Annotated in this window: 14 protein-coding genes; 11 read left to right on the top strand and 3 right to left on the bottom strand. The window is 70.2% G+C overall.

Annotated elements, in window-relative coordinates:
* Positions 1–118: 118 nt before the first annotated feature.
* The 7 genes from mtnA to ACFWVP_RS34160 all read left to right on the top strand — a co-directional run bounded on the left by mtnA (position 119) and on the right by ACFWVP_RS34160 (position 8,657).
* Positions 119–1,264: an S-methyl-5-thioribose-1-phosphate isomerase gene (gene mtnA / locus ACFWVP_RS34190; RefSeq protein ID WP_384501982.1), complete on the top strand. Its 1,146-nt coding sequence runs from the start codon at positions 119–121 to the stop codon at positions 1,262–1,264.
* A gap of 4 nt (positions 1,265–1,268) precedes the next feature.
* Positions 1,269–1,958, top strand: a complete 690-nt coding sequence (gene mtrA, locus ACFWVP_RS34185) for a two-component system response regulator MtrA (protein ID WP_187281934.1) — start codon at positions 1,269–1,271, stop codon at positions 1,956–1,958.
* Between the two features lies 1 nt (position 1,959).
* Positions 1,960–3,996, top strand: a complete 2,037-nt coding sequence (gene mtrB, locus ACFWVP_RS34180; protein WP_384501979.1) for an MtrAB system histidine kinase MtrB — start codon at positions 1,960–1,962, stop codon at positions 3,994–3,996.
* 22 nt (positions 3,997–4,018) lie between these two features.
* Positions 4,019–5,845, top strand: a complete 1,827-nt coding sequence (locus ACFWVP_RS34175) for an LpqB family beta-propeller domain-containing protein (RefSeq protein ID WP_384501994.1) — start codon at positions 4,019–4,021, stop codon at positions 5,843–5,845.
* Between the two features lie 128 nt (positions 5,846–5,973).
* A complete protein-coding gene (locus tag ACFWVP_RS34170) occupies positions 5,974–6,693 on the top strand; it encodes a ComF family protein (RefSeq protein ID WP_384501977.1) in 720 nt (239 codons plus the stop codon).
* Between the two features lie 328 nt (positions 6,694–7,021).
* Positions 7,022–7,711, top strand: a complete 690-nt coding sequence (gene hpf, locus ACFWVP_RS34165) for a ribosome hibernation-promoting factor, HPF/YfiA family (RefSeq protein ID WP_384501975.1) — start codon at positions 7,022–7,024, stop codon at positions 7,709–7,711.
* Between the two features lie 193 nt (positions 7,712–7,904).
* Positions 7,905–8,657: a response regulator gene (locus ACFWVP_RS34160; RefSeq protein ID WP_384501973.1), complete on the top strand. Its 753-nt coding sequence runs from the start codon at positions 7,905–7,907 to the stop codon at positions 8,655–8,657.
* A gap of 69 nt (positions 8,658–8,726) precedes the next feature.
* Here ACFWVP_RS34160 and ACFWVP_RS34155 read toward each other — a convergent pair whose 3' ends face one another.
* Entirely contained in the window at positions 8,727–9,902 is a 1,176-nt protein-coding gene (locus ACFWVP_RS34155; RefSeq protein ID WP_384501971.1) for a winged helix-turn-helix domain-containing protein, read from the bottom strand.
* A 10-nt stretch (positions 9,903–9,912) separates the two neighbouring features.
* Positions 9,913–10,503, bottom strand: coding sequence for a GNAT family N-acetyltransferase (locus ACFWVP_RS34150; RefSeq protein WP_384501969.1), 591 nt, complete (start codon positions 10,501–10,503; stop codon positions 9,913–9,915).
* 240 nt (positions 10,504–10,743) lie between these two features.
* Between ACFWVP_RS34150 and secA the strand changes: the two genes are divergently transcribed.
* Positions 10,744–13,569 (top strand): preprotein translocase subunit SecA, encoded by a 2,826-nt coding sequence (gene secA, locus ACFWVP_RS34145; RefSeq protein ID WP_384501967.1) that lies wholly within the window; start codon positions 10,744–10,746, stop codon positions 13,567–13,569.
* A gap of 1,203 nt (positions 13,570–14,772) precedes the next feature.
* Here the strand turns inward: secA and ACFWVP_RS34140 are convergent.
* On the bottom strand, positions 14,773–15,201 hold the full coding sequence (locus ACFWVP_RS34140; RefSeq protein WP_361884593.1) for an Rv3235 family protein: 429 nt from the start codon (positions 15,199–15,201) through the stop codon (positions 14,773–14,775).
* A 282-nt stretch (positions 15,202–15,483) separates the two neighbouring features.
* Between ACFWVP_RS34140 and ACFWVP_RS34135 the strand changes: the two genes are divergently transcribed.
* The 3 genes from ACFWVP_RS34135 (at position 15,484) to ACFWVP_RS34125 (ending at position 22,284) form a co-directional block, all read left to right on the top strand.
* The gene (locus ACFWVP_RS34135) at positions 15,484–15,990 is read left to right on the top strand and encodes a DUF6912 family protein (RefSeq protein WP_384501964.1); all 507 of its coding nucleotides are present in this window, start codon (positions 15,484–15,486) and stop codon (positions 15,988–15,990) included.
* Between the two features lie 65 nt (positions 15,991–16,055).
* Positions 16,056–16,736: an HAD family hydrolase gene (locus ACFWVP_RS34130; protein ID WP_384501962.1), complete on the top strand. Its 681-nt coding sequence runs from the start codon at positions 16,056–16,058 to the stop codon at positions 16,734–16,736.
* Positions 16,737–17,238: 502 nt separating this feature from the next.
* Positions 17,239–22,284: an NAD-glutamate dehydrogenase gene (locus ACFWVP_RS34125; protein WP_384501961.1), complete on the top strand. Its 5,046-nt coding sequence runs from the start codon at positions 17,239–17,241 to the stop codon at positions 22,282–22,284.
* The last annotated feature ends 66 nt before the right edge of the window (positions 22,285–22,350 follow it).

Below are 22,350 nucleotides of genomic sequence, written 5' to 3'. Positions count from 1 at the left end.
CCGCTCATCGGGGCGGCAGGTTGCCAGCCATCGTGCCACGCGACGCTCCGGTGCGGGCCGGGCGTCGTATCTCCTTCTCGCCTTCATGCGCGGGCGGCTCAGCGGGCAGACTGGGCAGATGGCTGATCAGGACGCGCAATCACCGGTGGGCTTCGAGCCTCCGGCACTCTCCGTACTCCGCTGGGACGAGACACCGGAAGGTCCCGCGGTGGTGCTCCTCGACCAGACGCGGCTGCCTTCGGAAGAGGTCGAGCTGGTGTGCGCCGACGTGCCCGCCCTGGTCCGGGCGATCCGGTCGCTGGCGGTCCGTGGTGCGCCTCTGCTGGGTATCGCCGGGGGGTACGGGGTGGCTCTCGCGGCTGCCCGCGGCGACGACGTGGCGCGGGCGGCGGAGCTGCTGGAGCAGGCGCGGCCCACCGCGGTGAATCTCGGCTACGGGGCTCGGCGTGTGGCGCGGTCCTACGGGGCGGTCGTCGGGAAGGGGGCCGGCCCCGAGGCGGCCTCCAGGGCAGCGCTGGCCGAGGCCCGGACCCTGCACCGGGAGGACGCGGAGGCCAGTAGGCGCATGGCGCAGTACGGTCTGGAGCTCCTTGCCGAGCTGCTGCCGGGGAGTGCGCACCGGCTGCTGACCCACTGCAACACGGGGGCGCTCGTATCCGGTGGTGAGGGCACCGCGTTCGCGGTCGCTCTGGGGGCGCACCGGGAGGGCAGGCTGGGACGGCTGTGGGTGGACGAGACCCGTCCACTGCTCCAGGGTGCCCGGCTGACGGCGTACGAAGCGGCACGGCACGGGATGCCGTACAGCTTGCTCACGGACAACGCGGCGGGTTCGCTGTTTGCCGCAGGGGAGGTGGATGCCGTACTCATCGGGGCGGACCGCATAGCCGCGGACGGCTCGGTGGCCAACAAGGTGGGGAGTTATCCGTTGGCGGTGCTCGCGAAGTACCACCATGTTCCGTTCGTCGTCGTGGCACCGACCACGACGATCGACCTGGAGACTGCGGACGGCACATACATCGTTGTCGAGCAGCGCTCCGCACGAGAAGTGACGGAGATCACATCGTCACAGATCATTTCGGCCGGAAGTCACGGGCCTCGGCCGGCCGCGGCTCCCTCGGGAGCCCAGGCGTACAACCCCGCATTCGACATCACGCCGCCCGAACTGGTCACGGCGATCGTCACGGAGGAGGGCGTCATTTCCCCGGTCACGGGGGTCGGACTGGCAGAGCTGTGTGCCAGGTCATCGCAGGTAACGATTAGCTAATGGGATGATGTCGTTTATGAAGGGACGCGTCCTTGTCGTCGACGACGACACCGCACTGGCCGAGATGCTCGGCATTGTGCTGCGTGGAGAAGGTTTCGAGCCGTCGTTCGTAGCGGACGGCGACAAGGCACTGGCTGCATTTCGTGAGGCCAAGCCGGACCTGGTGCTGCTGGATCTCATGCTGCCCGGACGGGACGGCATCGAGGTCTGCAGGCTCATCAGGGCCGAGTCGGGTGTGCCGATCGTCATGCTCACTGCCAAGAGCGACACGGTCGATGTGGTGGTGGGCCTGGAATCCGGGGCCGACGACTACATCGTCAAGCCGTTCAAACCGAAGGAGTTGGTTGCCCGGATCAGGGCACGTCTGCGGAGGTCCGAGGAGCCGGCGCCGGAGCAGCTGGCGATCGGGGACCTGGTCATCGACGTGGCCGGTCACTCGGTGAAACGGGAGGGGCAGTCCATCGCCCTGACCCCGCTGGAGTTCGACCTGCTGGTCGCTCTCGCCCGCAAGCCGTGGCAGGTCTTCACCCGTGAGGTGCTGCTCGAGCAGGTGTGGGGTTATCGCCACGCCGCCGACACCCGTCTGGTGAACGTCCATGTCCAGCGGCTTCGCTCCAAGGTCGAGAAGGACCCGGAGCGGCCGGAGATCGTCGTCACCGTCCGCGGTGTCGGCTACAAGGCCGGACCGAGCTGACATGACCCTGGGCAGCGCTGCTCCGAAACCCGGGGGGCCGGGAGTCCGTACGGAGCGGGCTGCCGGTCCGGCGCGGACGTCCTCCCGGTTCGGCCGGGTCCCGAAGGGCGGCCGGTTGTTCCATGACCGGACGCCCGGCGGTCCCGTCCCGCGACTGCTGATGCGCTGGTTCAGGCGTCCGCTGCTGCCCGCAGTGCGGTTGTGGCGGCGCAATCTGCAGTTGCGCGTCGTCGCGGGCACGCTGCTCATGTCGATCGCCGTGGTGCTGCTGCTGGGCTTCGTCGTGATCGGGCAGGTCCGCAACGGCCTGCTCGAGGCGAAGGGAAAGGCCGCGCAGACTCAGGCGGCCGGCGGCTTCGCGGCCGCCCAGGTGAACGCGAACGCGCCGCTCACCCCGGGTGACCAGGGTGAGGAGGGTGCCGACGGCACGACGGCCAACACGTCCTGGCGCACCGAGCTCGTCGATCAGCTCGCCAGTGGCGGCACGAACGCCTTCAACGTGGTGGCGCTCAGCGCCGACTCCGTCGAGCAGGGCGCCACCAGCCGGGCACCGCGTGGTTCCGGCCGGGTCGAGGCGTCCAGCATCCCGCAGAGCCTGCGGGACGCCGTGGACGAGGGGCCGGGGGCCTTCCAGACGTACTCCCTGATCCGGTACTCGTACGGAAAGGAATCGGAGCCCGGGCTCGTCGTGGGCAAGCGGCTCTACGACGTCGACCACAATCCGTACGAGCTCTACTACCTCTTCCCGCTCACCCAGGAGGAGAAGTCGCTGACCCTGGTCACGACGACGCTGGCCACGGCCGGTCTGTTCGTCGTCGTGCTGCTCGGGGCCATCGCCTGGTTCGTGGTACGCCAGGTCGTCACCCCGGTACGCATGGCGGCGGGGATCGCCGAGCGGCTTTCCGCGGGCCGCCTCCAGGAGCGGATGAAGGTCACCGGCGAGGACGACATCGCCCGTCTCGGTGAGGCCTTCAACAAGATGGCCCAGAACCTGCAGCTGAAGATCCAGCAGCTGGAGGAGCTCTCCCGGATGCAGCGCCGCTTCGTCTCGGACGTGAGCCATGAGCTGCGTACCCCGCTGACGACCGTGCGGATGGCCGCCGACGTCATCCACGAGGCGCGCGTCGACTTCGACCCCGTGACCGCGCGGTCCGCCGAGCTTCTGGGCGACCAGCTCGACCGCTTCGAGTCGCTCCTGTCCGACCTGCTGGAGATCAGCAGGTTCGACGCGGGCGCCGCGGCACTGGAGGCGGAGCCGATAGATCTGCGCACGGTCGTGCGGCGGGTGATCGGCGGCGCCGAGCCGCTGGCCAAGCACAAGGGCAGCCGGATCCGGGTCGTCGGTGACGAGCAGCCGGTGATCGCGGAAGCAGATGCGCGCCGTGTCGAACGGGTCCTGCGCAATCTGGTCGTCAACGCCGTCGAACACGGCGAGGGCCGTGACGTCATCGTGCGCATGGGCGTCGCCCAGGGTGCGGTGGCGGTGGCCGTCCGGGACTACGGCGTAGGGCTGAAGCCCGGCGAGGCGACCCGGGTCTTCAACCGCTTCTGGCGGGCCGACCCGGCACGCGCCCGCACCACCGGCGGCACCGGGCTCGGGCTGTCGATCGCCGTCGAGGACGCCCGGCTGCACGGAGGCTGGCTGCAGGCCTGGGGCGAGCCCGGCGGCGGCTCGCAGTTCCGGCTGACCCTTCCGCGTACGGCGGACGAGCCGTTGCGTGGCTCGCCGATACCTCTGGAGCCGGAGGACTCGCGGCGCAACCGGGAGAACCGTGAGCGGGCCGAGGCGGTTCCGGCACCCGCGGACCACCGGCTGATGTCCGTGCCGAGCCGGACAGGGTCCACGGCACGGCCGCAGCTGCCCGTACAGGCGGGCGGACCGGCGGCATCGCGCACGGCTCCGGTGTCCGTCCATCCGGCGGCCCTGCCGGGCAACGGCGCACGGGTGGTGTCGCGTCCGGCCGAGGAGCGGTCCGGTGGGGACACCGGACCGGAGACGCAGGATTCCGAGCAGGGGGACACGACACGTGGACACTGACCGTCGGGGCCGAGGACGGGCGGTGCGGGTGACCGCGCTGCTCGGCTGCGCCGTCGTGGTTCTCGCGGGGTGCGGGGCGATGCCGGTCACCGGGGACGTCAAGGCGGTCGATGCCTCGCAGCCGGGCGATTCCCAGGTGCAGGTGTACGCCGTGCCGCCGAGGGAGGGCGCCGCGCCCCTCGAGGTCGTCGACGGTTTCCTGGAGTCGATGACGAGCGACGACCCCGACTTCGCGACGACCCGGAAGTACCTGACCGTGGAAGCGGCCCGCACCTGGAAGCCGAGCGAGGGCACCACGGTGCTCGCGAAGGCGCCCAACCGCAACGGCCCCACGTTCCACGACAAGGAGCGAGGGACGACGGAGACCACGTACACGCTGACGGGCGACCAGGTCGCGACCGTCGACGCCGAGAGTTCCTACCGTCCGCTCGCGCCGACGAATTACTCCCAGCCACTGCATCTGGTGAGGATCAAGGGGGCGGACGGCAAGCAGGAGTGGCGCATCGACATCGTGCCGGACGGCCTGGTGCTCGGGCAGTCCGACTTCAAGCGCCTCTACCGGTCCGTGAACAAGTACTACTTCGCCGCCGGGCTGCCGGACGGCGAGCCCGCGCTGGTCACGGACCCGGTCTACGTGCGCAACCGCACGGATCCCGTCACCCGGATGGACACGCCGACGCAGACGGTCAGGACGCTTCTGGAGGGGCCTTCGAACTGGCTGAGGCCGGTCGTCGAATCCGGCTTCCCCGCCGGCACGGCACTCAAGAGGGGTGTGACGTCGTTGCCTCCGGACGACCAGAACGTCCTGAAGATCCCGCTCAACAAGAAGGCCGACAAGGTCACGCCGGGTGTCTGCCGGATGATGGCTGCACAGGTGCTCTTCACCCTGCGGGACCTGACCTCGGTCGGGGTGGGTCAGGTCGAGCTGCAGGGCGGGCAGGGTCCGTTGTGCTCGCTCAGGGCGGACGAAGCCGAGGAGTTCGCCGCGGACAGCGGCTCGGACGCCCCGGACAGCCAGTACTTCGTCGACGACAAGGGCCATGTGCAGCGGCTCCCCGGCGTCGGCAAGGGCAGCGGCGACCCGGAGCCGGTGATCGGCCCGCTCGGTACCGGGGCGGTGGCCATGAGCGCCGTCGGTGTCGCGCGGGACGAGCTCCGGGCCGCGGCGGTCTCGGCGAACCAGCAGCACCTCTACGTGTCCTCCCTGGCTTCGGACGGTGAACTGGGCGCCCCCGTCGTGAGCAGTGGCGCCCCAAAGGCCGAGGACCGGCTCTCGGCCCCCAGCTGGGACGGCCGGGGTGATCTCTGGGTCGCCGACCGGAATCCTTCCGCCCCCCGGCTGCTGCGCCTGTTGGACGGTGAAGGCGAACCGCAGGAGGTCGCCGTGCCGGACCTGGACGGCGGCCGGATCGAGACGCTGAGGATGTCGGCCGACGGAGTGCGGATCGCCCTGCGGGTGTCGAAGGACGGGCACACGACGCTGAAGATCGGCAGGGTCGAGCGCCACGGCTCCGGAGCGACCGAGAAGGTCTCCGTGGAGGACCTGCGCCAGGCCGCACCCCAGCTGGCCGACGTGACCGCTGTCTCCTGGTCCGGTCGCAGCCGTCTCGTCGTGGTCGGCAAGGAGGAGGGCGGTGTGCAGCAGGTGCGTTACGTCCAGGCGGACGGGTTCACCTCGTCCTCGGGCGTTCTGCCCGGTGTCAACCAGGTGACGGCGGTCGCCGCGGCGGACGACGAGCGGCTTCCGCTGATGGCGGACACCGAGAGCGACGGGATAGTGAAGCTGTCGCCGGGTGACAACTGGCAGACGGTCCTCGAGGAAGGCTCGTCGCTGGTCTACCCGGGCTGAGCCCGGGCCCGTGGGCAGCGCCCGGCGGGACAGCCCCCGGGACATGCCCCGGCGGTCCGGTCCGGGGCTGTTCGCGGAGGTTGTCCACAGGGGTGGCCCGGTGTCCGCGCCCCGGGCACAGTGGGGCTGTGCGGGGATGGTGGCGGGAGATCAGCGGACTGGTGCTGCCGGTGGCCTGTGGTGGCTGCGGCAGTCCGCGTACGGAGCTGTGCGAGGAATGCGGTGCCGCGCTGGCCGAAGTGCCGCGGCGCGTGCGGCCCGCCCCCGAGCCCGCCGGACTGCCGGTGGTGCACGCGGCGGCCCCGTACGAGAACGCGGTACGCGCGATGCTGCTGGCCCACAAGGAGCGAGGGGCACTCGGGCTCGCCGGTGCCCTCGGAGGGGCGCTGGCAAGCGCTGTACGGGCCGGGGCGGGGCAAGAGGGCGGTGCGGCGCCACTGCTGCTGGTGCCCGTGCCGTCGGCGCGGCGTGCCACGGCCGCGCGGGGCCATGATCCCGCCCGCAGGATCGCGCTCGCCGCCGCCGCGGAGCTGCGGCGCGGGGGCACGCCGGCCAGGGTGCTCCCGGTGCTGCGGCAACGTCGCGCGGTGGCCGACCAGGCCGGGCTGGGAGCCCGGGAGCGACAGGCGAACCTGGCGGGTGCGCTGACGGTGGCGGCCGGTTGCCCGCGGTTGCTCGACGGGGGCGGGGTGGTGCTCGTGGACGACCTGCTGACGACCGGGGCTTCGCTGGCCGAGGCGGCCAGGGCCGTGGGCGCGGCGGGGCACGCCGGAACCGGTGCCGCAGCGGGCCTCCGGGCCGCGGTAGTCGCAGCATCTCCGACTGCTTTCGAAATAAACCGGAACTGACAGAAAACTTCCATCGTTGCAGGTAGTGAGTGGGTAAAGGGCCCTGATCGGAGGTACGCGCGAGTAGCGGGTGCCGACACGGTGGTGGGCAGGCTATGTTCGGTTGTGAGGAACGGTGAATGCCGGACCTCGACGAATGCACCACCAGGTTTCGGGCAGGTGACTCACCGATGGGCCAGAAGCATGGAAGTCGGTGGGGTGGAGTCCCTGCCGGTGGGGGAGGAGGAGGTGGAAGTCACCGAGTCCGCGGCTCCGGTGATCATCGGAGCCTGGTGCAAGAGGGAGATGCTCCGCCGCTGAGCGGAGCGATCCGGGAACGGAGTTCTGCGTGGACATCGTCGTCAAGGGCCGCAAGACCGAGGTGCCCGAGCGGTTCCGAAAGCACGTGGCCGAGAAGCTGAAGCTGGACAAGATCCAGAAGTTCGACGGCAAGGTGATCAGCCTTGACGTCGAGGTGTCCAAGGAGCCGAATCCCCGTCAGGCCGACCGTGCCGCACGGGTGGAGATCACGCTCCGCTCGCGTGGGCCGGTCATCCGGGCGGAAGCGGCGGCAGGCGACCCGTACGCAGCGCTGGACCTGGCCACGGACAAGCTGGACGCGCGACTGCGCAAGGAACACGACAAGCGTTACAGCCGTCGTGGCAACGGCCGTCTGTCCGCTGCCGAGGTGGTCGAGGTGGTGCCGGGCGCCGCTTCGTTCAACGCGGACGGCGAGCTCGTCCCCGAGGAGACGCCGTCGGCTGTGCCCACCACCAGGATCGGTTCGCTCGAAGTGCAGGGCGAGGGGCCGCTCGTGGTGCGCGAGAAGACACATGTCGCGGCACCGATGACGCTCGACCAGGCGCTCTACGAGATGGAGCTGGTCGGGCACGACTTCTACCTGTTCGTCGACTCCGAGACCAAGGAGCCCAGTGTCGTCTACCGGCGGCACGCCTATGACTACGGTGTCATCCACCTGAGGACCGACCCGCTGGCCTCCGACGAGGCGGGCGGCGCGGGCGGTGCGCTCGGCGGCTGACATCCAGCCACCAGTCCGAATCGGGTGCCCCTGGAAGCGCTTGCGCGCCCCAGGGGCACCCGCGCGCGGCCACAGGATCACCGCTTCGGCGCCCGGGCATGAAATCATGACGGGCCAAGCCAATCGGTGTTCTGTGAACGGCCGTTGGCGGACGGTCTGTGACCTCAGGCCGTGGCCTTCAGGGGGAGGAACGATGGCGGACACCTTCGGGCCCGTGCGCAGGACGAACACTGCCGACGACGCGGCGGGTACGGACTCCGGTGCGGACGACGACAGTTCCCGCAAGGAGCCCATCCGGGTCCTTGTGGTCGACGACCACGCGCTCTTCCGTAGAGGTCTGGAGATCGTCCTCGCCCAGGAGGAGGACATCCAGGTCGTCGGTGAGGCGGGGGACGGGGCGGAGGCGGTCGACAAGGCCGCGGACCTGCTGCCCGACATCGTGCTGATGGACGTACGGATGCCCAAGCGCGGCGGCATCGAGGCCTGCACCTCCATCAAGGAGGTGGCACCCAGCGCGAAGATCATCATGCTGACGATCAGCGACGAGGAGGCCGACCTCTACGAGGCGATCAAGGCGGGCGCCACCGGTTACCTCCTCAAGGAGATCTCCACCGACGAGGTTGCCACGGCCATTCGCGCGGTGGCGGACGGCCAGTCCCAGATCAGCCCGTCGATGGCGTCGAAACTGCTCACCGAGTTCAAGTCGATGATCCAGCGCACCGACGAACGCCGGCTCGTTCCCGCGCCGAGGCTCACCGAGCGGGAGCTCGAAGTCCTCAAGCTCGTCGCCACCGGCATGAACAACCGTGATATCGCCAAGGAATTGTTCATTTCCGAGAACACGGTGAAGAACCACGTCCGCAATATTCTGGAGAAGCTGCAGCTGCACTCCCGGATGGAAGCGGTGGTCTACGCGATGCGGGAGAAGATCCTCGAGATCAGATGACGCCGGGGCGGGACGGTACGGGCGGGGCGGCCCCTGGCGCTCCGCAGTGACCGTTCCGCGGCGCGGCGCCTATGCGAGGACGAGGGCGATCTCCGCGAGGAGCGGCTCGCGGAGCTCCGGGGCGTCGACGCGCTCCAGCCGGACCTGGGTACAGCCGACCCAGGACGCCGCTTCCACCAGCGCCTCGGCCATCGGCTTCACGGACTTCCGTCCCTCCAGGGATACCTGGCGGGCCACCAGCGTGGTGCCTTCCCTGGCCGGGTCCACCCGTCCCTGCAGCCGGCCGCCCGCCAGCAGGGGCATGGCGAAGTAGCCGTGGATCCGCTTGGGCCGGGGCACGTACGCCTCCAGGCGGTGGACGAAGCCGAAGAGCCGCTCCGTGCGCGCCCGCTCCCAGATCAGGGAGTCGAACGGTGACAGCAGTGTCGTGCGGTGCCGTCCGCGCGGCTCCGAAACCAGTGCCTCCGGGTCCGCCCAGGCCGGCTTGGCCCAGCCCTCCACCGACACCGGGACCAGCCCGGAGTCCGCCACCACGGCGTCGAACTGCTCACCCTTGAGCCGGTGGTAGTCGGCGATGTCCGCCCGGGTCCCGACCCCCAGCGACCTGCCCGCCAAGGCCACCAGCCGCCGTTGGCACTCCCTGTCGTCCAGGTCGTCGTGGAGCACGGCGTCCGGGATCGCACGCTCGGCCAGGTCGTAGACGCGCTTCCAGCTGCGCCGCTCGGTGCACACCACCTCGCCGTACATCAGGGCCCGCTCGACGGCGACCTTGGACGCCGACCAGTCCCACCACTCGCCGCCGTTCTTGGCGCCGCCCAGTTCCGTCGCCGTCAGCGGGCCCTCCGCGCGCAACTGCTTGATCACGGTGTCGTACGCCCCGTCGGGCAGATCGTGGTTCCACTGCGGACGGGCACGGTAGGCGCGACGGCGGAACGCGAAGTGAGGCCACTCCTCGACCGGCAGGATGCACGCCGCATGCGACCAGTACTCGAACGAGCGGCCACCCGACCAGTACGCCTCGTCGACCGTGCGGCGGCCCACGGCACCCAGGCGCGCGTACGGAACGAGCTCGTGCGACCTGGCCAGGACCGAGATGGTGTCGAGCTGCACGGCCCCCAGGTGACGCAGCACCCCGGGCACCCCGCCCCGCCGGTCCGGAGCGCCCAGGAAACCCTGCGCGCGCAGGGCGATCCGGCGTGCTTGGTCGGCGGAGATTTCCAGGACGGGCGGCGGCACAGACGTCATGCAGCGAACCCTAGAGGGTGCCACTGACATCGGGGGCGGGAAGATACGGGTGCGTACCGGGCAGGCCAAGATCGGCCGGAATCAGTGCCCCGGTCCAGGTGTCGCGCCGTACCCCCTTGTTGAGCAGCGAGGACCGCTGCTCGCCCTCCATACGGAAGCCCGCACGCAGGGCGACCGCACGGGACGGCGCGTTGCCGATCTCGGCCCGCCACTCCAGGCGGTCCGCGTTGAGGGCCGTGAACGCCCAGCGGGCCGCTTCGCGCACCGCCTCCGTCGTGAAACCGCGGCCGCGGTACTCCTTCGCCGTCCAGAAGCCCACCTCGTACGTCCCGGGCAGGCTGCGCGGGTTCACGCCGAGCGCCCCGACGAGCGTCCCGCCCTTCCGGAGGACCACCGCGAAGTTGTACATCGTGTCCTCCCGCCAGCCGGCTGGGGACAGTTTCTCCGTCCAGAGCTCCGCGTCGGCGCGGGTGTACGGGGAGGGAATGACAGTCCAGCGCTGAATGTCCGGATCCTGGCAGGCGAGATACGCCTCCTCGGCGTCCTGCCGCCCGAAGGGGCGCAGGAGCAGGCGTGCGGTGGTGAGGGTGATCGGCTCCATGCAGGGATTCTGGTGATCCGGTGCGCGGGATGCGAGCACTTTTGGGGCTTCCCGGCACCTTCCGTACCCTCCGGCCGTTGTCCTGGGAGGGTGCGGCGAGGGCAACGCGGCAGCAGCCCTCCCGGCGCGGCGGGGTCCTCGCTTACGATGGCCGTTGCGGTGGGGCCCACCTGCCGTGCCCGCGCCAGAGTCCATAACACGACCCAGTGCCAGGCCCGACCGGCAAGGAGACCAGCCTCAGTGTCCGTCTTCAACAAGCTCATGCGTGCAGGCGAAGGCAAGATCCTGCGCAAACTGCACCGCATCGCGGACCAGGTCAGCTCCATCGAAGAGGACTTCGTCAACCTCTCCGACGCCGAGCTGCGGGCGCTCACCGACGAGTACAAGGAACGGTACGCGGACGGCGAGAGCCTGGACGACCTGCTTCCCGAAGCATTCGCGACCGTCCGTGAGGCCGCCAAGCGTGTCCTCGGACAGCGCCACTACGACGTTCAGATGATGGGCGGCGCCGCCCTCCACCTCGGCTACGTCGCCGAGATGAAGACCGGTGAGGGCAAGACCCTCGTCGGCACCCTGCCGGCGTACCTCAACGCGCTCTCCGGCAAGGGCGTGCACCTGATCACGGTCAACGACTACCTGGCCGAGCGTGACTCCGAGATGATGGGCCGGGTGCACAAGTTCCTCGGTCTCGAGGTCGGCTGCATCATCGCCAACATGACGCCGGCGCAGCGCCGTGAGATGTACGCGTGCGACATCACGTACGGCACGAACAACGAGTTCGGGTTCGACTACCTCCGCGACAACATGGCGTGGTCGCAGGAAGAACTCGTCCAGCGCGGCCACAACTTCGCCATCGTCGACGAGGTCGACTCGATCCTCGTCGACGAGGCCCGTACGCCGCTGATCATCTCCGGTCCGGCGGACCAGGCGACCAAGTGGTACGCCGACTTCGCCAAGCTGGTCACGCGTCTCACCAGGGGTGAGGCGGGCAACCCGCTGAAGGGCATCGATGAGACCGGCGACTACGAGGTCGACGAGAAGAAGCGGACCGTGGCCATCCACGAGCCCGGTGTCTCGAAGGTCGAGGACTGGCTCGGGATCGACAACCTCTACGAGTCGGTGAACACGCCGCTCGTCGGTTACCTCAACAACGCGATCAAGGCCAAGGAACTCTTCAAGAAGGACAAGGACTACGTCGTCATCGACGGCGAAGTCATGATCGTCGACGAGCACACCGGCCGTATCCTCGCCGGCCGCCGTTACAACGAGGGCATGCACCAGGCCATCGAGGCGAAGGAAGGGGTGGACATCAAGGACGAGAACCAGACGCTCGCCACGATCACCCTGCAGAACTTCTTCCGCCTGTACGGCAAGCTCTCCGGCATGACCGGTACGGCGATGACCGAGGCCGCGGAGTTCCAGCAGATCTACAAGCTGGGTGTCGTCCCGATCCCGACGAACCGGCCGATGGTCCGCGCCGACCAGTCCGACCTGATCTACCGCACCGAGGTCGCCAAGTTCGCCGCGGTCGTCGACGACATCGCGGAGAAGCACGAGAAGGGGCAGCCGATCCTGGTCGGCACCACCTCGGTCGAGAAGTCCGAGTACCTCTCGCAGCAGCTCTCCAAGCGCGGCGTCCAGCACGAGGTCCTCAACGCCAAGCAGCACGACCGCGAGGCGACGATCGTCGCCCAGGCCGGCCGCAAGGGCGCGGTCACGGTCGCCACGAACATGGCCGGACGAGGCACGGACATCAAGCTCGGCGGCAATCCTGACGACCTCGCCGAGGCGGAGCTGCGCCAGCGCGGCCTGGACCCGGTGGAGCACGTCGAGGAGTGGGCGGCAGCCCTGCCCGCCGCGCTGGAGAAGGCAGAGCAGGCCGTCAAGGCGGAGTTCGAAGAGGTCAAGGAGCTCGGCGGGCTCTACGTCCTGGGCACGGAGCGGCACGAGTCGCGGCGCATCGACAACCAGCTGCGCGGTCGTTCCGGCCGCCAGGGCGACCCGGGCGAGTCCCGGTTCTACCTGTCGCTGGGCGACGACCTGATGCGGCTGTTCAAGGCGCAGATGGTCGAGCGCGTCATGTCGATGGCGAACGTTCCCGACGACGTACCGATCGAGAACAAGATGGTGACCCGGGCGATCGCGTCCGCACAGTCGCAGGTGGAGCAGCAGAACTTCGAGACGCGTAAGAACGTCCTGAAGTACGACGAGGTGCTCAACCGGCAGCGCGAGGTCATCTACGGCGAGCGCCGCCGCGTCCTGGAGGGCGAGGACCTCCAGGACCAGATCCGGCACTTCACGGACGACACGATCGACGACTACATCCGCCAGGAGACGGCGGAGGGCTTCGCCGAGGAGTGGGACCTGGACCGGCTGTGGGGGGCGTTCAAGCAGCTCTACCCGGTGAAGGTCACGGTCGAGGAGCTCGAGGAGGCCGCGGGGGACCTGGCCGGGGTCACCGCCGACTTCATCGCCGAGTCGATCAAGGACGACATCCACGAGCAGTACGAGGAGCGCGAGAAGTCGCTCGGCTCGGACATCATGCGTGAGCTGGAGCGACGCGTGGTGCTGTCCGTCCTGGACCGCAAGTGGCGTGAGCACCTCTACGAGATGGACTACCTCCAGGAGGGCATCGGCCTCCGTGCCATGGCGCAGAAGGACCCGCTGGTCGAGTACCAGCGCGAGGGCTTCGACATGTTCAACGCCATGATGGAGGGCATCAAGGAGGAGTCCGTCGGCTACCTGTTCAACCTGGAGGTCCAGGTCGAGCAGCAGGTCGAGGAGGTGCCGGTCAAGGACTCCGAGGAGCGGACCTCGCTCTCGAAGCGGGACGCTCCCGTGGCCGCGGCCACCGGTCGTCCGGAGATCCGGGCCAAGGGCCTGGACGCGCCGCAGCGTCCCGACCGGCTGCACTTCTCCGCTCCCACGGTGGACGGGGAGGGCGGCATCGTCGAGGGCGACTTCGCCAACGGTGACGCCGCGCCCTCCGAGGGCGACGGTATGACGCGTGCGGAGCGCCGCAAGGCGCAGAAGAGTGGTGGCGGCGGGCGTCGCCGCAAGAAGTGACGCGAGTCGCGACGCGAGTTGCGACGCCGACGGCCCGGGCCGGAACACCGTGCGGTGTTCCGGCCCGGGCCGTTTTCATGCGGTCCACTGCGGTCCACTGCGGTCCACTGCGGTCCACTGCGGTTCGGCGGGTGCCTGCGGGCGCTCCAGGGCCATCGTGCAGGGGCGTTCTTCCGTCTGTGGTCCCGGAGGCTGTCCGCAGCCCTCTGAGGCCCTCCAGGCGCCTGCGGTGTGCTGGATGTGTCGGCGGGGCTGGTCGGGAGACCGGCAGGGCCCTGCTGCGCCTCTGACGGCCCTCCGCATGTCGCCGGGCTCACCCCCCCCGCCGGACGCGGCTTGATGTGCTCCTCCGGAGCGCAGCAGGAGTCCTCAGGCGGGACCGGACACCCGCCCCTGGGCGGGGCCGCCGGTGCGCGGCCGGGTACTGCCTTGTCCGGCTGCCGTGTGGCGCACGCCGTCAGGGGCCCAGTCGCAACTTCCGCCAGGAGGGCGAGAGGGCGCTGCGCCGCCGGCAGGCTGGGCGCCCCGCCAGATTCCGTGTCACGCCATGCACCGCCTCCACGGTGCGCAGCAACGTCCTCCGTCAGGAGAGACCGCTTCTGCGCCCTGGGCGGGCTGCCATGCCGCGCGTGTATCTGCGGAGGCGGCGCGGCAGCCCTCCGCTCGGGGAAGCGAGAGGCTACCTCCCCCGGCCGGACGGGCCCGCCCCCGTGAGGGGGCCTGATCCGGTGAGGTAAGAGGCCGCCGCACTCGGCCTGCGAGTGCCCTCCCGGGCCTGCCATATCGCGCAGTCCTCCTGCTGCGCCCCTCCGGAGCGAGCGCATCAGCGTCGTCCCCTTCAGGCCCGGAGGGACGAGAGGCCGCCGCTGCAACCTGACCGACCCGCGGGCGCTCCCCGGGGCCTACCGTGTCGCCGCTGTGCCCTCTGGAGCCCGGCAGCGGCCCCTCCAGGCCGGGCTGGCCGCTGCCGGGCGCCGGGCCGGGCCCCTTCGCAGGGGCGCAGGCCCGGCGTGAGGCCGCGCTATGCACCAGGTGACCTGCCGTACCCCTCCAGCACGCGGCAGCGTGCCGAGCCTCGGGCAGGGCGCCCTCTCGCATGCCCGCGGGAGACCGCCGTTGTGCACCGGTTGAGCTGCCGCGACCCACCGGCGCGCAGCAAGCTGCCGAGCCCGGACAAGGCGCCTCCCGGGCCTTGTGGGGCGGCTATCTCACGGCCGGGAGGCGTTCGCCGCCCAGGTCCACCGCGGCGCAGCGCCAGCGGAGGTCGGGGCCCTGTTCCAGGCGGAAGGCCATCGCCCTGACCTGCTCACCCGTCGCGATGCTGGCGAAGGCCTCGACCACCCCGGTGGCCGGCTGGGTGCCGTGGCAGGCGCGTACGACCGGGCGCCTGCACCCCGCTCCGAGCGGGGCGTTCGGGGCGAGCTCGGCCAGCTGGTCGTAGGCCTCGCCGATGGTGTGGCCGAGCATCCAGTGCACCGGGCGCTGGCCGCTGAGGACCGCGAGCAGGCGTTCCGCGAACCACTGGTGCGGGCGCAGCGGCCGTCGGGGCCTCTGCGGCGTCCGCTGCGGCGGTACGGTGCCCGGCCTGCTGCGGTCGCGTCGTCCGGCCGGCCTCGTCCTGTCCGTGCTCATGTTCATAGCCCCCGTGGCTGCTGTGCGGAGCCCGGGCTAGTACCGGGCGGTAACTTCTTGCTGGGGACCTTCTACGGGGACGGCCGGTGACCCCGCAAGCGGCGGACGGGCCCGGGCGGGCGTCGCGAGAGTTCACCTATCCGGGTGGTGGGCCGTGTGCCGCAAGGGGACCGGCGGGGGTGACGGGCGTCGCGCGGTGGACGGAAGGGGGTGACTCGTGAGCCCCGATGGGGGACGTCCCACGTATCCTGATGGCGTCATCGACTACGAAAGCGGTCAGCCATGCGTGTGTACGTCCCCCTGACCCTCTCCGGTCTTGCCGAGGCGCACCGGGCGGGCGAGCTGGGCCCCGGGCCGCTGACCGCCTACGCGGTGACGCCCGGGCTGCGCGAGTGGTACGTCTCCGACGACATCGAGGAGCTGGAGTACGCGGCCCTCAACCGGTCCGCCTCCGCCTCGCTGCGGATGATCGCAGGGAAGCCGGACGAGCCCCGGCGCCGGGTCGTCGTCGCCCTCGACGTGCCGGACGGGGCCGCCGTCGCCGATCCGGACCACGTCCTGGACGCCTCGTCGCTCGGTGAGGTGCGGATCGCGGATGCCGTGCCGCTGTCGAAGGCCGCCGCCGTGCACGTCGACGCCGATGACGCGGAGAAGGACGTCGACGCTGCCGCCGCGGCACTGGGGGCGGCCGATCTCGGGGACGACGACGCGCAGTTCACCGTGGACGGCGCGGAGGACCACGAGCTCCTGTGGTTCGGGGTCCAGGAGATCCCCGGTCTGATCGGCTGAGTCCGGTCGGCCGAGCCGGTCGGCCGAGCCGGTCGGGTGTCGTACCCGGCGAGTATTTTCTACGTATGGCGACACCGGGGAAGCACCGCACTCATCTGGTCTGGGACTGGAACGGCACACTGCTCGACGACATCCACGCGGTCGTCGGGGCGACGAACGCCGCGTTCCGGGAGATCGATCTGGCGCCGATCAGCATGGAGCAGTACCGCGAGATGTACTGCGTCCCGATACCCAAGTTCTACGAGCGGCTCCTCGGCAGGCTGCCCACCGACGCCGAGTGGGAGCGGATGGACGGCATCTTCCACCGTCACTACACCGAGCAGCGGGCCGCCTGCGGACTGACGCCGGGCGTCGAGGAACTGCTGGCGCAGTGGGGGCTGGCGGGCCACAGCCAGTCGCTGCTCAGCATGTACGGACACGAGCATCTGGTTCCCGTGGTGCGCGGCTACGGCATCGAGCGTCATTTCGTACGGGTGGACGGGCGCACCGGCCCGAGCGGCGGCAGCAAGGCCCAGCACATGGAGCGGCACTTCCTCGCGCTGGAAGGGGTGGACGGGATAGCCGCGGAACGCGCGGTGGTCATCGGGGACGCCGTGGACGACGCCGTCGCCGCCGCGCATGTCGGGGCGCGCGCGGTGCTCTACACCGGTGGTTCGCACAGCCGCCGCAGCCTGGAGGCGGCAGGGGTGCCCGTGGTCGACACCCTGGCGGATGCCGTCGCCCTGGCTGGGCGCATGACCGGCTGACCGGACCCGGCGGACACACGTGCGGGCGGGCACACGGGCGGCGGACCGGTGCCGGACAGAGGCGCAGGTCCGGTCCGCCGGTCCGGCAGGGCGACGCCGGGCGGAGGCGCCGGGCCGGAGCGGGTGGCCGGTACGTGTCGAAGCGGTCGGCCGATACGCGCTGAAGCGGTCCCGTGCGATGTCCAAAGTGTCAAAGTTCGGGGTCTTCTTTTGTACATATGCGGCTCATGACGGTTGTGGGTGGGAGAGGGATAGCCTGGTCCCGTGATCAGCGCGATACGCCTCGGGGGCAGCGAAGCCCCCGGCCTGCGCCCGGAGTGCCACAGCACCCGGGCGATCCGCGATCTCCGTACCCCGGGCCGTCCGCCGAAAATGGCCAGTATGGTCCCGGGTATCTCCCATGGCGGCATAGCGTCGACCGAGACCGGAAACCCCGCGTCGTGGCGGTACGTCGTCTTTTACACCTACGTCACGCAACGGCGCGCGACAGGAGCCAGAGGACATGCAGACCAAGCTGGACGAAGCCAAGGCCGAGCTGCTCGCACGGGCGGCCCGGGTAGCTGACAACGGTCCGGGCGGTGGTGTCGGTGGCCCGGGAGGTACCCCCCGGGTGCGCCTCGCCGAAGCCGGTGCCGAAGCCGGTGCCGAAGTCGGTGACGAGGCCGGCACCGGGGCCGACCAGGGTGCGCGTTCCGGCCGGGACACGCTGCTCGCCTACCTCCAGCGCTACTACCTGCACACCGCTCCGGAGGACGTCACCGGCCGGGACCCGGTCGACGTCTTCGGCGCGGCTTCCTCCCACTACCGGCTCGCCGAGAACCGCCCGCAGGGCACCGCGAACGTCCGGGTGCACACCCCGACCGTCGAGGAGAACGGCTGGACGAGCAGCCACTCCGTGGTCGAGGTCGTCACCGACGACATGCCCTTCCTCGTCGACTCGGTGACCAACGAGCTGTCCCGGCAGGGCCGTGGCATCCACCTCGTGATCCACCCGCAGGTCATCGTCCGACGCGACGTCACCGGCAAGCTGATCGAGGTCCTCGCCGACACGGGCAGGGGCAACGGGCCGAAGCGCGGCAACGGCCGCAAGGAGGTCCGGGCCGAGCTGCCGCACGACGCCCTGGTCGAGTCGTGGATCCACGTCGAGATCGACCGGGAGACCGACCGCGCGGACCTGAAGCAGATCACCGCCGATCTGCTCCGCGTCCTGTCCGACGTACGGGAGACCGTCGAGGACTGGGACAAGATGCGTGACGCCGCCCTGCGGATCGCCGACGACCTGCCCGCCGAGCCCCTCGACGACCTCGGCGACGACGAGGTCGAGGAGGCCCGTGAGCTGCTGCGCTGGCTCGCCGCCGACCACTTCACCTTCCTCGGCTACCGCGAGTACGAGCTCCGGGAGACCGACGCGCTGACGGCCGTCCCCGGCACCGGTCTAGGCATCCTGCGCTCCGACCCGCAGCACAGCGAGGACGAGGCCCATCCGGTGAGCCCCTCCTTCGACCGGCTGCCCGCCGACGCCCGTGCCAAGGCGCGTGAGCACAAGCTGCTCGTCCTGACGAAGGCGAACAGCCGGGCGACGGTGCACCGCCCCAGTTACCTCGACTACGTCGGGGTGAAGAAGTTCGACGCCGACGGCAACGTCATCGGTGAGCGGCGCTTCCTCGGCCTGTTCTCCTCCGCGGCGTACACCGAGTCCGTACGCCGGGTGCCCGTCGTGCGCCGCAAGGTAGCCGAGGTCCTGGAGGGCGCGGGCTTCACGCCCCACAGCCACGACGGCCGCGACCTGCTGCAAATCCTGGAGACGTACCCGCGCGACGAGCTCTTCCAGACGCCCGTCGACCAGCTGCGCTCCATCGTCACCTCCGTGCTCTACCTCCAGGAGCGCCGCCGGCTGCGGCTGTACCTGCGCCAGGACGAGTACGGGCGCTACTACTCCGCCCTCGTCTACCTGCCGCGCGACCGATACACCACCGGTGTGCGGCTCCGGCTGATCGACATCCTCAAGGAGGAACTGGGCGGCATCAGCGTCGACTTCACGGCCTGGAACACGGAGTCGATCCTCTCCCGGCTGCACTTCGTCGTCCGGGTCCCGCAGGGCACCGAGCTGCCGCACCTCACCGACGCGGACGCGGACCGTATCGAGGCCCGTCTGGTCGAGGCCGCCCGGTCCTGGTCCGACGGCTTCCAGGAGGCGCTCAACGCCGAACTGGGCGAGGAGCGCGCCGCCGAGCTGATGCGCCGCTACGGGCACTCCTTCCCGGAGGGCTACAAGGCCGACCACTCGCCGCGCGCCGCCGTGGCCGACCTGGTCCACCTGGAAGCGCTCAAGAGCGAGAAGAAGGACTTCGCCCTCAGCCTGTACGAGCCCGTCGGGGCGGCCCCCGGCGAACGCCGCTTCAAGATCTACCGGACCGGTGAGCAGGTCTCGCTCTCCGCCGTCCTGCCCGCCCTCCAGCGGCTCGGCGTCGAGGTCGTCGACGAACGCCCGTACGAGCTGCGCTGCGCCGACCGTACGCACGCCTGGATCTACGACTTCGGGCTGCGCATGCCGATGGCCACGGGCAGCGGCGACCACCTCGCCGACGGTGCCCGTGAGCGGTTCCAGGAGGCGTTCGCCGCCGTCTGGACCGGCCAGGCGGAGAACGACGGCTTCAACTCCCTCGTGCTGGGCGCCGGTCTCGACTGGCGCCAGGCGGTGGTGCTGCGCGCCTACGCGAAGTACCTGCGCCAGGCGGGTTCGACGTTCAGCCAGGACTACATGGAGGACACCCTCCGCAACAACGTCCACACCACCCGGCTGCTGATCTCCCTCTTCGAGGCCCGGATGTCGCCGAGCCGGCAGAAGGCCGGCACGGAGCTGACCGACGGCCTGCTGGAGGAGCTGAACGGGGCCCTGGACCAGGTCGCCTCGCTCGACGAGGACAGGATCCTGCGGTCCTTCCTCACCGTCATCAAGGCGACGCTGCGGACCAACTTCTTCCAGCTGGCCGACGACGGCGAGCCGCACGGCTACGTGTCGATGAAGTTCGACCCGCAGGCCATCCCCGATCTCCCCGCGCCCCGCCCGGCGTTCGAGATCTGGGTGTACTCGCCGCGTGTCGAGGGTGTCCACCTGCGCTTCGGCAAGGTCGCCCGTGGCGGTCTGCGCTGGTCGGACCGGCGGGAGGACTTCCGTACGGAGATCCTCGGCCTGGTCAAGGCGCAGATGGTCAAGAACACCGTGATCGTGCCGGTCGGCGCCAAGGGCGGCTTCGTCGCCAAGCAGCTCCCGGATCCGGCCGTCGACCGTGACGCCTGGATGGCTGAGGGCATCGCCGCCTACCGGACGTTCATCTCGGCGCTGCTCGACATCACCGACAACATGGTGATGGGCGAGGTCGTGCCGCCCGCCGACGTCGTGCGTCACGACGAGGACGACACCTACCTCGTCGTCGCCGCCGACAAGGGCACCGCGAAGTTCTCCGACATCGCCAACGACGTCGCCGTCGCGTACGGCTTCTGGCTGGGCGACGCCTTCGCCTCCGGTGGTTCCGCCGGCTACGACCACAAGGGCATGGGCATCACCGCCCGCGGTGCCTGGGAGTCCGTCAAGCGGCACTTCCGCGAGCTGGGCCACGACACGCAGACCGAGGACTTCACCGTCGTCGGCGTCGGTGACATGTCCGGTGACGTGTTCGGGAACGGCATGCTGCTCTCCGAGCACATCCGGCTCGTCGCGGCCTTCGACCACCGCCACATCATCATCGACCCGACCCCGGACGCCGCCACCTCGTACGCGGAGCGGCGCCGGCTGTTCGACCTGCCGCGCAGCTCCTGGGCCGACTACGACAAAAACCTGCTCTCCGCGGGCGGCGGGATCCACCCGCGTACCGCCAAGTCGATCCCGATCAACTCGCACATCCGCGAGGCCCTCGGCATCGAGTCCAAGGTCACCAAGATGACGCCCGCCGAGCTGATGCAGAACATCCTCAAGGCGTCGGTCGACCTCGTGTGGAACGGCGGCATCGGCACGTACATCAAGTCGTCCGCCGAGTCGAACGCCGATGTCGGGGACAAGGCCAACGACTCGATCCGGGTCAACGGCGAGGACCTGCGGGCCAGGGTCGTCGGTGAGGGCGGCAACCTCGGGGCCACCCAGCTCGGCCGCATCGAGTTCGCCCGGTCCGGCGGCCGGATCAACACCGACGCGATCGACAACAGCGCCGGTGTGGACACCTCCGACCACGAGGTGAACATCAAGATCCTGCTCAACGGACTGGTCCGGGACGGCGACATGACCGTCAAGCAGCGCAACAAGGTGCTCGCGGAGATGACCGACGAGGTCGGACAGCTCGTGCTGCGCAACAACTACGCGCAGAACGTCGCGCTGTCCAACGCCTGCGCCCAGGCTCCGTCGCTGCTCCACGCCCACCAGCGGTTCATGCGCAGGCTCGGCCGTGACGGGCACCTGGACCGGGCGCTGGAGTTCCTGCCGAACGACCGGCAGATCCGCGAGCTGCTGAACCACGGCAAGGGGCTCAGCCAGCCCGAGCTGGCCGTGCTGATCGCGTACACGAAGATCACGGCGGCCGACGAGCTGATCTCCACCAGCCTGCCGGACGACGCGCATCTGCAGAAACTGGTGCACGCCTACTTCCCGAAGCAGCTCCGCGAGCGCTTCCCCGCGGCGGTCGACGGGCACGCCCTGCGCCGCGAGATCATCACGACGGTGCTGGTCAACGACACGGTGAACGCGGGCGGTTCGACGTTCCTGCACCGGCTGCGGGAAGAGACGGGGGCCTCGCTGGAGGAGATCGTGCGGGCACAGTTCGCCGCCCGTGAGATCTTCGGCCTCTCCGGCGTGTGGGACGCCGTGGAGGCGCTCGACAACCAGGTGGCCGCCGATGTGCAGACGCGGATCCGGCTGCACTCGCGCCGGCTCGTCGAGCGCGGTTCGCGCTGGCTGCTCGGCAACCGGCCGCAGCCCGTCGAGATCGCGCAGACCGTCGAGTTCTTCCGCGACGGTGTGGAGCGGGTGTGGAACGAGCTGCCCAAGCTGCTCATGGGCGCCGATCTGGAGTGGTACGGGGGAATCCTCGACGAGCTCACCGCGGTGGGCGTGCCCGAGGAGCTGGCGGTGCGGGTGGCCGGATTCTCCTCGGCCTTCCCGGCGCTGGACATCGTCGCGATCGCGGACCGTACGGGCAAGGACGCCCTGGCCGTCGCGGAGGTCTACTACGACCTCGGCAACCGGCTGGGCATCACCCAGCTGATGGACCGGATCATCGAGCTGCCGCGGGCCGACCGCTGGCAGTCCATGGCCCGCGCCTCCATCCGCGAGGACCTGTACGCGGCGCACGCCGCGCTGACGGCGGACGTGCTGGCCGTCGGCAATGGGACGTCGACCCCCGAGCAGCGGTTCAAGGCATGGGAGGAGAAGAACGCGGCGATCCTGACGCGGTCGCGCTCCACCCTGGAGGAGATCCAGAACTCGGAGGCCTTCGACCTGGCGAACCTGTCGGTGGCCATGCGGACCATGCGGACCCTGCTGCGTACGCACGCGTGACCGGGAGCGGCTGACGCAGCCGCGACGGCTCCGGCCGCCGGACGGGCCCCACAGGCCCGTCCGGCG

The organism is Streptomyces sp. NPDC058637 (genome assembly GCF_042717325.1).
Lineage (GTDB): Bacteria > Actinomycetota > Actinomycetes > Streptomycetales > Streptomycetaceae > Streptomyces.
Note: the sequence above shows the minus strand (reverse complement) of the source record. Positions and strands in the feature narration are given on the sequence as shown.

Bases quoted from the DNA above. Each gene is read 5' to 3' on its own strand.
- ACFWVP_RS34125 (WP_384501961.1), top strand. From the start codon at position 17,239: ATGCAGACCAAGCTGGACGAAGCCAAGGCCGAGCTGCTCGCACGGGCG.
- mtnA (WP_384501982.1), top strand. From the start codon at position 119: ATGGCTGATCAGGACGCGCAATCACCGGTGGGCTTCGAGCCTCCGGCA.
- ACFWVP_RS34140 (WP_361884593.1), bottom strand. From the start codon at position 15,201: ATGAGCACGGACAGGACGAGGCCGGCCGGACGACGCGACCGCAGCAGG.
- ACFWVP_RS34150 (WP_384501969.1), bottom strand. From the start codon at position 10,503: ATGGAGCCGATCACCCTCACCACCGCACGCCTGCTCCTGCGCCCCTTC.
- ACFWVP_RS34160 (WP_384501973.1), top strand. From the start codon at position 7,905: ATGGCGGACACCTTCGGGCCCGTGCGCAGGACGAACACTGCCGACGAC.
- mtrB (WP_384501979.1), top strand. From the start codon at position 1,960: ATGACCCTGGGCAGCGCTGCTCCGAAACCCGGGGGGCCGGGAGTCCGT.
- ACFWVP_RS34135 (WP_384501964.1), top strand. From the start codon at position 15,484: ATGCGTGTGTACGTCCCCCTGACCCTCTCCGGTCTTGCCGAGGCGCAC.
- ACFWVP_RS34130 (WP_384501962.1), top strand. From the start codon at position 16,056: ATGGCGACACCGGGGAAGCACCGCACTCATCTGGTCTGGGACTGGAAC.
- mtrA (WP_187281934.1), top strand. From the start codon at position 1,269: ATGATGTCGTTTATGAAGGGACGCGTCCTTGTCGTCGACGACGACACC.
- ACFWVP_RS34155 (WP_384501971.1), bottom strand. From the start codon at position 9,902: ATGACGTCTGTGCCGCCGCCCGTCCTGGAAATCTCCGCCGACCAAGCA.